Source organism: Amycolatopsis sp. VC5-11, from assembly GCF_037034185.1.
Classification (GTDB): Bacteria; Actinomycetota; Actinomycetes; order Mycobacteriales; family Pseudonocardiaceae; genus Amycolatopsis; species Amycolatopsis nivea.
Genome location: NZ_JBAGKF010000030.1, coordinates 45,927 through 56,666, shown reverse-complemented (window position 1 = coordinate 56,666; position 10,740 = coordinate 45,927). Strand labels below are relative to the sequence as shown.

At 69.8% G+C, this 10,740-nt stretch carries 10 protein-coding genes; 8 read left to right on the top strand and 2 right to left on the bottom strand.

Going from position 1 to position 10,740, the window contains the following annotated elements; translation table 11 throughout:
* Nucleotides 1-334: 334 nt before the first annotated feature.
* The 6 genes from WA670_RS43085 (at nt 335) to WA670_RS43060 (ending at nt 6,194) form a co-directional block, all read left to right on the top strand.
* Nucleotides 335-2,050: a TIGR03767 family metallophosphoesterase gene (locus WA670_RS43085; RefSeq protein ID WP_238604108.1), complete on the top strand. Its 1,716-nt coding sequence runs from the start codon at nt 335-337 to the stop codon at nt 2,048-2,050.
* Between the two features lie 52 nt (nt 2,051-2,102).
* Nucleotides 2,103-2,504 (top strand): PaaI family thioesterase, encoded by a 402-nt coding sequence (locus WA670_RS43080; protein ID WP_037810973.1) that lies wholly within the window; start codon nt 2,103-2,105, stop codon nt 2,502-2,504.
* Between the two features lie 74 nt (nt 2,505-2,578).
* Nucleotides 2,579-3,835: a peptidase C39 family protein gene (locus WA670_RS43075; protein WP_199817516.1), complete on the top strand. Its 1,257-nt coding sequence runs from the start codon at nt 2,579-2,581 to the stop codon at nt 3,833-3,835.
* A 45-nt stretch (nt 3,836-3,880) separates the two neighbouring features.
* Nucleotides 3,881-4,387 (top strand): DinB family protein, encoded by a 507-nt coding sequence (locus WA670_RS43070; RefSeq protein WP_336161922.1) that lies wholly within the window; start codon nt 3,881-3,883, stop codon nt 4,385-4,387.
* Between the two features lie 86 nt (nt 4,388-4,473).
* On the top strand, nt 4,474-5,571 hold the full coding sequence (locus tag WA670_RS43065) for an S-(hydroxymethyl)mycothiol dehydrogenase (RefSeq protein ID WP_037810970.1): 1,098 nt from the start codon (nt 4,474-4,476) through the stop codon (nt 5,569-5,571).
* A 65-nt stretch (nt 5,572-5,636) separates the two neighbouring features.
* Nucleotides 5,637-6,194, top strand: a complete 558-nt coding sequence (locus WA670_RS43060) for a hypothetical protein (RefSeq protein WP_037810969.1) — start codon at nt 5,637-5,639, stop codon at nt 6,192-6,194.
* Here WA670_RS43060 and WA670_RS43055 read toward each other — a convergent pair.
* Nucleotides 6,187-6,894 (bottom strand): class I SAM-dependent methyltransferase, encoded by a 708-nt coding sequence (locus tag WA670_RS43055; RefSeq protein ID WP_134665328.1) that lies wholly within the window; start codon nt 6,892-6,894, stop codon nt 6,187-6,189. The two genes, WA670_RS43060 and WA670_RS43055, sit on opposite strands and share 8 nt — an antisense overlap.
* A gap of 28 nt (nt 6,895-6,922) precedes the next feature.
* Nucleotides 6,923-8,533: an FAD-binding oxidoreductase gene (locus tag WA670_RS43050; RefSeq protein WP_336161920.1), complete on the bottom strand. Its 1,611-nt coding sequence runs from the start codon at nt 8,531-8,533 to the stop codon at nt 6,923-6,925.
* 16 nt (nt 8,534-8,549) lie between these two features.
* Between WA670_RS43050 and WA670_RS43045 the strand changes: the two genes are divergently transcribed.
* Together WA670_RS43045 and WA670_RS43040 are read left to right on the top strand one after the other, a co-directional pair.
* On the top strand, nt 8,550-9,194 hold the full coding sequence (locus tag WA670_RS43045; protein ID WP_037810967.1) for a TetR/AcrR family transcriptional regulator: 645 nt from the start codon (nt 8,550-8,552) through the stop codon (nt 9,192-9,194).
* Nucleotides 9,191-10,726 carry a glycerol-3-phosphate dehydrogenase/oxidase gene (locus WA670_RS43040; protein ID WP_336161918.1) on the top strand — a complete coding sequence of 512 codons (1,536 nt, stop codon included), beginning with the start codon at nt 9,191-9,193 and terminating at the stop codon, nt 10,724-10,726. Before WA670_RS43045 ends, WA670_RS43040 begins: the two co-directional genes overlap by 4 nt.
* Nucleotides 10,727-10,740: the final 14 nt, after the last annotated feature.

The following is a 10,740-nucleotide window of genomic DNA, read 5'->3' as shown; positions in this document are numbered from 1 at the left end:
ATCTGACGCACCCAATGTGGCGTTCGGTGCGTGGGACGCACCCAATGCCGCATTGGGGCGCATCCCGGGTGGGCGGCGGGTGCGGGGGCGGGCGAGCGGGTCGTGAGGGGAACCCTCACGGAATCAGATTCCTTCAGGGTGGCCCTCACGTACTGGCGGCAGCCGTCATCTCGCCCTCCGTTCGGCGGTAGTGGCATGCCTCTCGGATGTGACAGAGTCTCCCGCATTGTCACGGCAAATGTGAGAGACCTTCGCGTTCTGCTTCAGCTTAGTTCACCGGCCCGTCATGGGCGTCCGGGAGCGTCGAGGGGCGGCGAGACGGGGAGTGAAAAACATGGCGGAACTGACCAGGCGGGCGTTCACCACCGCGGGGGCGGCTGGGGTGGGGTTGTTGCTGTGCACTCCCACGGCCAACGCGCTGGATCGGGCGTTGAGGCGGACCACGCAGCGGGCCGTGCGGACTGTGGGGACCACGCTTGACCAGGCTGCTTCCGGGGCGTCCACCGGGTACTCGCGGTTGTCTGCCGGGCCTGGGTGGCCGGTTGCGGTCCGGGCGGATCTCGTAGCGGGCAAGGCCGGGCGCGACGATCGGCGGACTGCGCTCGGGGCGTTCGTGCAGTTCACTGACCTGCATATCACCGACACCGAATCGCCTGCTCGGTTCGAGTATCTGCACCCGTTCATCGGGTCCGCGCATCGGCCGCAGGAAACGCTCGGGACCGTGGCGACCAGTGCGCTCGTCAAGCGGGTCAACAGCCTCCGCGCGGGGCCGTTCACCGGGCGGCAGTTCGACTTCGTCATGACTACCGGCGACAACACCGACAACCACGAGCTGCTTGAGCTCGACTGGTTCCTCACCACGCTCAACGGCGGCGCGATCACGCCCAACTCCGGCGATCCGAACCGCTACGAGGGGGTCCAGGCGTCGGGCAATCCGGAGTTCTGGAATCCGGGCACGCGGCTCGCCGACGACTACACCAAGAAGGGCTTTCCGCAGATCCCCGGGCTGCTCGAAGCCGGGATCGCGCCGTTCACCGCGCCTGGGTTGAACCTGCCTTGGTACTGCACATTCGGCAATCACGACGACAGCGTCGTCGGCACGTTGCCGGAGGGCATCCCGGGCATCGAGGGCTGGTACACCGGCAAATACAAGGTCATCGGCAAGGACGAGAGCAGCGCGCGCAAGCTTGGCACCGCCATCCAACAAGGCAAGAGTGTGCCGCTCGGCGAGTTGTTCGGCGGGGGCACCATTCGCGAGGTCACGCCGGATGCGCGGCGGCGTCCGTTCAGCACTTCGGAGTTCGTCAAGGCGCATCTGGCCACGAAGAACACCGGGCCCGGGCCGGTCGGGCACGGCTTTACCGACGCCAACTCCGACGGGCGCAACGTCTACTACACCTTCCGGATCGCGCCCGGCGTCACCGGGATCAGCCTCGACACCACCACGCAGGGCGGGTTCGCCGACGGTTCGATCGGGCTGGCGCAGTTCAACTGGGTCGAGGCGACGCTGAAGCGCAACAGCTCGACGTACTACGACTTCTTCGGCCGCAAGGTCACCCACTCCGTCACCGACGAGCTGTTCGTCCTCTTCAGCCACCACACCAGCGGCACCATGGGCAACCTCCTGCCCGACGCGCGCCACTTGCTCGACCCGCGGCTGGGCGGCGACACGTTCGTCGCGATGTTGCAGCGCTTCCCGAACGTCGTGGCGTGGGTCAACGGGCACACCCACCTCAACAAGATCACCCCGCACGTCGGCAAAACCCCGGCGCAGAGCTTCTGGGAGATCAACACCGCCAGCCACATCGACTTCCCGCAGCACGCGCGGATCATCGAACTGGCCGACAACCACGACGGCACGCTGTCGGTGTTCACCACGCTCATCGAGGCCGACGCCCCGTACGCCGTGGACTACTCCGCCCGCACCCCCGACGCGCTCGCCTCGATGTACCGCGAGTTCTCCTACAACGACATCCACGCGAACCTCAGCCACGTCGGCGAGGCGGGCGACCGCAACACCGAACTGCTGCTGACTAACCCGCTCAGCTGATTACCTTCGAGGTAATCGACGCCACGCGCCCGGCTGCGGTTGACTGCTCGGCATGACCGACGTCGAAGGCACGCAGCTGTTCCACCAAACGATGCCGTTCAGCGAGCGGCTCGGCATCGAGGTGCTGGAGCACGGCCCGGACCTGGTCCGCAGCCGGCTCGCGTGGGACGAATCGCTGTGCACGCTCGGCGGCGTGCTGCACGGCGGGGCGCTGATGGCGCTGGCCGATTCGACCGGCGCCGTCTGCGCGTTCCTCAATCTTCCCGAGGGCGCGCAGGGCACGACGACGCTGGAGTCCAAGACGAACTTCCTGCGCGGCGTCCGTTCGGGGTACGCCACCGCGTCGTCCAGACCACTGCACGCTGGACGCCGCGTCGTGGTCGTCGAGACCGAAATCCGCGACGACGACGGCAAGCTCGCCGCGAAAATCACCCAGACGCAAGCAGTGTTGTAGCGGCGGCTCTTTACTTACCCGCTCCGGAAGGCGAAAATCTTTGGCTACCACTGGGGTCTGGGGACGGAGCCGGAATGCGGGTTCGCGGGTTGGTCACGTTACTGTCCATCGTCATGCTCACGGCTGGTGCGGCTCAGGCCGCCGCGGAACCGCGGCACGCGCGTAACGACGAGGCCATCGACTACCACGAATGGTCGTCCGGCTCGTTCTTCGCGGGCAGGCTCGACGGGCTCGGCTTCGGCTACGGCGGGCTGCGGATCACGCATCCGGCCGGCAGCGTCGCGCACACCGAACCGGGGCTCGGCACCACGCGCACCTACGACTACGGCACCTGGACGTCGCCGAAGTACCGGCAGGGCTTCGACGCGACGCAGCTGATCGCGTCGTGGAACGCGCGCACCCCGGCCAAGACGTGGCTCGAGGTGCAGGCCCGCGGCCGGACTTCCGCCGGGGCCGAGACCACTTGGTACACGATGGGCCGCTGGGCCAGCGGGGACGCGGACATCCACCGCACCAGCGTCGACGGGCAGAGCGACGACAACGCCTCGGTCGACGTCGACACACTCGCCACGAAGGCAGGCGTCACGCTGCGCTCGTACCAGCTGCGCGTGACGCTCTACCGCGAGCAGGGTTCGCCGACCACGCCGACCCTGTCCTCGCTCGGCGCGATGACCTCGAACGTTCCGGACCGGTTCGACGTACAGACCACCAAGCCCGGCCGGGCGCGCGGGATCGAGCTGAAGGTGCCGCCGTTCGCCCAGAACATCCACAAAGGACAGTTCCCGCAGTACGGCGGCGGCGGGGAAGCCTGGTGCAGCCCGACGTCGACCGAGATGGTCGCCGAGTACTGGGGCCGCAAGCCGACCGAGCAGCAGATGGACTGGATCCCGGCGGACTACCAGGACCGGTCAGTCGTCTACGCCGCGCGCGGCACCTACGACTACGCGTACGACGGCACCGGCAACTGGCCGTTCAACACCGCATACGCCGCTTCGCTCGGACTGCGCGGACACATCACGCGACTGCACGACCTCAACGAACTCGAGGACTACATCGCGCGCGGCATCCCGGTGATCACCTCGCAGTCGTTCCTGGCCAGCGAACTCGACGGCGCGGGCTACGGCACGGCCGGCCACCTGATGGTCGTCGTCGGCTTCACCCAGGCGGGCGACGTGATCGCGAACGACCCGGCGTCCAGCTCGGACGGCCGCGTGCGCACGGTGTACAAGCGGGACCAGTTCGAGAAGATCTGGCAGCGCACGAAGCGGCACACCGAAAGCGGCGCGGTGGCCGGCGGTCCGGGCGGCGTGGTTTACCTCATCACGCCGTGATTATTGGCTGGTTCGCCCGGCCGCCGCGGGGCTAAGGTGCCGTCCGTGACCGAGCCTCCGGACAGTCTGTCGGACCCCCGCGAGCTGCTGCTCGCTTACCTCGACTACTACCGCGACACGCTGCTGCGCAAGCTGGACGGCCTGTCCGACGACGAGTTGCGCACCAGCAGGCTGCCGTCGGGCTGGACCCCGCTCGAGCTGCTCAAGCACCTCGCGTTCGTGGAGCGCCGGTGGCTGCGCTGGGGATTCCTGGGCGAGCACATCGATCCGGTCTGGGGAGAGAACGACCCCGAGACCGGGAAGTGGTCGGTCGGCGCGGAGGAATCGGCGGACCAGATCCGGACGCTCTTCCTGGACGCGTGCGCGGACTCCCGGGCGATCGTGTCCGGTGCGCAGCTCCAGGACATCGCCCGCGGCGGCGGTCGCTTCGATTCGCCGGAGCGGCCCCCGGCATTGAGCTGGATCCTCTTCCACGTGCTGCAGGAGTACGCGCGGCATGTGGGGCAGTTGGATGTGGTCCGCGAGCTTGCCGACGGTGCGACCGGCGAATAGCGGAACCGATCCGGGCTATGGCGATATGCGCATGATCCGTGATTAGCTGCGCTCGAGAACGCCGTCGCGGGTGAAAGGTTGTGCGCATGCCGTACGAGGTCCAGGGAGTGGTGTCGCGGGCCAAGGGTGAGCCGGTCACGCTCGAGACAGTGGTGGTGCCGGATCCCGGACCGGGCGAGGCGGTCGTCTCGGTGCAGGCGTGCGGGGTGTGCCACACCGACCTGCACTATCGCGAGGGCGGGATCAACGACGAGTTCCCGTTCCTGCTCGGGCACGAGGCCGCGGGGCGGGTGGACAAGGTCGGCGCGGGCGTCACCGATCTCGCGCCCGGCGACTACGTGATCCTCAACTGGCGTGCGGTCTGCGGCACTTGCCGGGCCTGCAAACGCGGCAAGCCCTGGTACTGCTTCTCGACTTTCAACGCCGAGCAGCCGATGACCCTCACCGACGGCACGAAGCTGTCCCCCGCGCTGGGCGTCGGCGCGTTCCTCGGGAAGACGCTCGTCCACAGTGGACAGTGCACCAAGGTCGACGAGCGGGCCGAACCCGCCGTCGCCGGGCTGCTGGGCTGCGGCGTGATGGCCGGACTGGGTGCGGCGATCAACACCGGCTCGGTCGGGCGCGGCGATTCGGTCGCGGTGATCGGGTGCGGCGGCGTCGGTGACGCGGCCATCGCGGGTGCGCAGCTGGCCGGGGCGACCACGATCGTCGCCATCGACACCGACGACCGGAAACTCCAGTGGGCCAAGGACTTCGGGGCCACGCACACGGTCAACAGCCGCGGCCTGAGCGAGGAGGACGTGGTCGCCGCGATGCAGGACGCGACGAACTCGTTCGGCCCGGACGTCGTGATCGACGCGGTCGGCCGCCCGGAGACCTGGCGGCAGGCGTTCTACGGCCGCGACCTCGCCGGCACCGTCGTGCTGGTCGGCGTGCCCACGCCGGACATGAAGCTCAACGACCTGCCGCTGATCGACTTCTTCTCGCGCGGCGGTTCGCTGAAGTCGTCGTGGTACGGCGACTGCCTGCCGTCGCGGGACTTCCCGATGCTGGTCGACCTGTACCTGCAGGGCAGGCTGCCGCTGGACAAGTTCGTCACGGAGCGGATCGGCGTCGACGGCGTGGAGCAGGCTTTCGAGCGTATGCACCACGGCGACGTGCTGCGCAGCGTGGTGGAGTTCTGATCCTTTTCGCCGACGCGGACTATCCGGCCGACCCGTACCCGGGAACCCGGCCGGATTGTTCGTTCGTGCACCTCGACGGTGCCGGCCACGCCCTGGACACCGCGCCGCCGGGGTGGCGTTCGCGCACGCCGGTGCTCGCGTACGGGTCGAACGCGTGCCCGTCGAAGATCACCTGGTTGCGCAGCCAGCTCGGTCTGACCGGACCGGTCGTCGCGGCGCGCGTGCAGTGCACCGGGCTCGCCGCGGTGTGGGCCGCCGGGCTGCGGCAACGCGACGGCCAGCGCCCGGCAACGCTCACCGCGCTGCCGGGCGTGACGGAGGACCACTTCGTCTGGTTCGCGACGCCGGAACAACTGGCAGTGCTGGACGTCTGCGAGGGCCGCGGCAATCGGTACGACCTGGCGATGCTGGACCACGCCGACATCCGGCTGGACGGCGTGCTGCTATCCGGAGTGCACGCTTACGTCGGTGCCTCGCCGATCCGGTTTCCGTTGCTGGTCAACGGATCCCCAGTTCGCGTCGCCGACGTCGCCCAGGCGGACGCGGCCTCGCTTATCGGCGAACCGGCGGCTGGACACGGTCTCGCCTGCACCGTCCTGCCGCCGGAGCGCACCTTTAGCTGACCCGCGGAATCGCGCGCACGGTGAGGAAGCCGAGCGGTTCCCGCGCCAGCCGGGCGTGCCGCTCCGGATCGACCAAGGCAGCCTCGTCGGACGGACGTCCCTCGCGCAGCTGCTCGATCAGGAACCCGGCCTCGCGCAATTCCTCGCAGGTGCGTTCCAGCGGAGCCAGCCAGTACCGCACCTTCCAGCCGCGGCTCCAGACCTCCTCGATCACCCGGACGTCGAAGTAGTTGCCGCCGTGCCGGAGCCAGTCGCCGGTCGGATGCTGCCTCGACAGCACCAGCGCGCCGCCCGGCCGGAGCACCCGGCGGAACTCGCGCAGCGCGCCGACCCGGTCGTCCACGTACTCCAGCGCGAGGGCGAAGAGCACCTGGTCGACCGACGCGTCCGGCAGCCAGCTCAGCGGTTCGGCCAGGTCCTGGACGCGGAACTCGCCCGCCGGCACCCGCTCGCGGCTCAGCTCGACCATGCGCGGGCTGAGGTCGAAGCCGGTCACTCGTGCGCCGCGGGCGGTCAGTTCTTCGGCGTAGAGGCCGGGACCGCACGCGGCGTCGAGGACGTGCTGCCCGGCGACGTCGCCCAGTAATTCGAGGCAGGCCGGACGGTCGTAGTGCGCGTTGTAGAACCCGTTCTGCGCGTGGTCGAGGAATTCGTCGGCGAACACTTCGTATTGCGGAAAGGAACCCACTGCATCGCTCACCCGCGCCAGTCTGCCCGCGCGGGCGCGTTCAGCCGAGCAGTTTTCCGGGGTTCAGGATCCCGGTCGGGTCCACCGCGGACTTGGCCGCGCGCAGCACGTCCAGCCCGATCCGGCCGATCTCCGCCTCCAGGTACGGCGCGTGGTCGACCCCGACCGCGTGGTGGTGGCTGATCGTCCCGATGCCGGTGATCGCCTCGCACGCCGCCGCTTTCGCGCGCTGCCACTGTCCGACCGGATCGGTGTCGTCGCGCGAGGTCAGCACGGTGAAGTACAGCGACGCACCGGTTTCGTAAGCGTGCGAAACGTGGCACATCACGATCGCCCGGCCCAGCGAGGCCACCAATGCCGCGCGCACCGCGTCGTGCAGTTCGTCCAAATTGGACCAATACGCCGCGGTCTCAAGGGTTTCCACGCACACGCCGAGATCGAGCAACGCGTCGCGCTGCCGAGGGCCGTTGAACCGGCCGTGCCGCCAGGATTCGCCGAGCACCTTGCCGATCCGCACGGCACCGGAACATTTGAGCATCGCCGACGTCCGGCGGCGACGCCGAGCGACGTCTCCTTCCCAGCCGACGATCAGCAGGCACGGGTTCTTGATCCCGCGCGCCGCCAGGTACGTCTTGAGTGCCGTGGTCTTCAGCCCGGCGTTGAGCGAGAACGACACGTTCGTCTCGTCCACATCGGACAGCCGGGTGACGTCCGCCAGCGCGTGGTCCTGCGCGAGCTTCCGCACTGCCGCCGCTCCGGCCTCCCAGCCGTCGACGATCCAGCCCTCGTAATGCCGCTGCTCGGGCAACGGCCGGACCCGCAGCGCGACCTCGGTGATCACGCCAAGCGTGCCCTCGCTGCCGACCGCCAGCTGCCGCAGATCCGGTCCGGCCGCGGACGCCGGCGCGACGCCGAGCCGCCACTCGCCCTTCGGCGTGGCCAGCCGGACCCCGGCGACCATGTCCTCGAACCGGCCGTAACCGGACGACGCCTGCCCGGCCGAACGCGTGGCCGCGAAGCCTCCGATGGTCGCGCGCTCGAACGACTGCGGCACGTGGCCGAGCGTGTATCCGTGCGCCGCGAGCAGCCGCTCCGCCTCCGGGCCGCGCACGCCGGCCTGCAGCACCGCGATCCGCGACACCGGGTCCACCGACACCAGCTCGTCGAGCCGCACCAGGTCCAGCACCACCACCGCGGCCTTGTCGCCGCGCAGCGCCGCGACCCCGCCGACCACCGACGTGCCGCCGCCGAACGGGACCACGCCGATGTCGTGCCGCACGCAGACGTCCAGCACGGCCTGCACCTGGTCCGGGTCCGCGGGCAGCAGCACCGCGTCCGGCACCGGCACCTCGTCGCCTGCCCGCGCGTGCAGCAGGTCCAGATAGGACAGACCACCGGTGCGGCCGAGCCGCTCCTGAGGATCGACCAGCACGTGGTCCGCGCCGAGAAGTTCCTCGAACTCGGTACGGACGGGCACAGTCAGCGCGGAGTCCGCGACCGGCCTCGGAGCGCCGGTTTTCCCTCCTCGATCCGGGCCGACCTGGCCGATACGCTGGCCAAGCCACCGGACGGCGCGGTCGGGCAGACCGGCCGAGGCCGCGCCTTGTTCGGTCCACGAACGCCGGATGCGGTGGTTGATGAGATCGCTCACGACTACAGTGTGACACATGGACGTCAAACGTCACTCCCGCCCGGGAGCGGCCCCCTCCGCGCTCGCGGACGCCCGCAGCCGCCCGACCTCGGCTCGCGTCGCCGACGACGAGCTCCTCGACGCCGCGCGCCAGTGCGTGCTCGCGGTCGGCGTCCGGCGCACCACGCTGGCCGAAATCGCCCGAACCGCGCAGGTCAGCCGCATGACGGTGTACCGGCGGTTCCCCGATGTCCGCAGTGTCCTCGCCGCGCTGATGACGCGCGAGTTCAGCGGCCTGCTCCAACGGGTGACCGAGACCGGCGACCAGACCGCGCACGCGCGCGACCGCATCGTGCACCTGGCGGCGGCGAGCGTCGGCGCGCTGTCGGCCGATCCGCTGTTCCGGACGCTGCTGGACGTCGACGCCGAGCTGGTGCTGCCGTACATCGTCGAGCGGCTCGGTGCGACTCAGCACTTCGCCGAGCACGTGCTCCGAAGCCTGCTCGAAGAAGGGCACCGAGATGGCTCGGTGCGCGTCGCCGGGGTCGCCGCGCAGGCGCGATCGGTGCTGCTGGTCGTGCAGTCGTTCGCGTTCTCGCTGCGCCCGGCCACCGCCGACGTCGACGAGGCCGCGCTGCTCGCCGAATTCCGGCATCTGGTCGAATCGGGGTTGAAACCATGAGCACCGGATCCCTCAACGCGCGCCGCCGCGAGCGCGAACTGTCCCGGCTGGTCGACGGCGAACGCGTCGACATCCTGGTGGTCGGCGGCGGAGTCACCGGCGCGGGCATCGCGCTCGACGCGGCCGCGCGGGGGCTCTCCGTCGCGCTCGTGGAGGCGCACGACCTCGCGTTCGGCACGTCACGCTGGTCCAGCAAACTCGTGCACGGCGGATTGCGGTACCTCGCGAAGGGCGAACTCGGGCTTGCCCACGAGAGCGCCGTGGAGCGCGGGATCCTCATGACGCGCACCGCGCCGCACCTCACGCGCGCGATGCCGCAGCTCTTTCCGCTCTACCCCGGCACTTCCGCTGCGCAGCAGGCATTGATCGCCGCCGGTCTCCGGGCTGGCGACGGGTTGCGGCGCGCCGCGCGTACCCCGTCGTCCGTGCTGCCCGGGCCGCGCCGGATCCCCGCTGCCGAGGCGCTGGCCCTGTCCCCTGGCCTCGCCCCCGGCGGCCTTCGCGGCGCCCTGCTGGCGTACGACGGTGCGTTGGTTGACGACGCGCGCCTCGTGGTCAACATCGCCCGTACCGCGGCGTTGCTCGGCGCTCGGATTCTCCCGCGCTTGTCGGCGGTTTCCTTGTCTGGCAACGAGGCTCAGGTAAGTGACGGCACTTCGTCGTACACGCTGCGCGCGCGGCAGGTCATCAACGCTACCGGCGTCTGGGCGGACACCCTGACTGACTCTGTGCAGCTGCGGCCTTCCCGCGGATCGCACCTGGTGCTCGCGCCGGACACCGTCCGGGTCGGAGCGACGTCGGTCAACATCCCGGTTCCCGGCGAGACCAACCGGTTCGTGTTCCTGCTGCCGCAGCTCGACGGACGGGTCTACTTAGGACTCACCGACGAGCCGGTATCCGGCGGAGTCCCGGACGTCCCGACGGTTCCCGAGTCCGATGTGGACTTCCTGCTGTCGACAGCGTCTTCGGTCCTGGACCGCCCGTTGACCGCTTCTGACGTGATCGGTTCCTATGCCGGATTGCGGCCGCTGGTCTCCGGTTCCGCCGGACGCAGCGCGGACCTCTCGCGGAAACACGCGGTAGTCACCGGTTCCGACGGCGTACTCACCGTGGTCGGCGGGAAGCTGACGACGTACCGACGCATGGCCGAAGACGCCGTCGACGCCGCCTTGACGCACGCCGGATTGCCCGCAGGCCCGTCGCGGACCTCGAAGCTGCCACTGCTCGGTGCCGCACCGCGCTCGCGACTGTCGCTTGTGGACGCTCCTGCGCGGCTGGTGGCCAAGTACGGCACCGAAGCACCCCGCGTGGCAGCGCTCGGCGAACTGGAGCCGGAATTCGCGGCCCCGCTGTGCGCGTCGACGGAAATCACCGCGGCCGAGGTGGTGTGGGCCGTCCGCCACGAGGGCGCGGCGACCGTCGAGGACGTCCTCGAACGCCGCACCCGGTTGGCGCTCGTCCCGGCCGACGCTGAAGCCGCTCGTGAGCGGGTGGCGGAACTGGTGGAGAAAACGCTGGCCGGACTGTCCTGACCCTCGCGGCGAGC

Excerpts from the sequence above, each read along its gene's own strand:
- WA670_RS43085 (WP_238604108.1), top strand. The coding sequence starts at position 335 with ATGGCGGAACTGACCAGGCGGGCGTTCACCACCGCGGGGGCGGCTGGG.
- WA670_RS43080 (WP_037810973.1), top strand. The coding sequence starts at position 2,103 with ATGACCGACGTCGAAGGCACGCAGCTGTTCCACCAAACGATGCCGTTC.
- WA670_RS43075 (WP_199817516.1), top strand. The coding sequence starts at position 2,579 with ATGCGGGTTCGCGGGTTGGTCACGTTACTGTCCATCGTCATGCTCACG.
- WA670_RS43065 (WP_037810970.1), top strand. The coding sequence starts at position 4,474 with ATGCCGTACGAGGTCCAGGGAGTGGTGTCGCGGGCCAAGGGTGAGCCG.
- WA670_RS43045 (WP_037810967.1), top strand. The coding sequence starts at position 8,550 with ATGGACGTCAAACGTCACTCCCGCCCGGGAGCGGCCCCCTCCGCGCTC.
- WA670_RS43040 (WP_336161918.1), top strand. The coding sequence starts at position 9,191 with ATGAGCACCGGATCCCTCAACGCGCGCCGCCGCGAGCGCGAACTGTCC.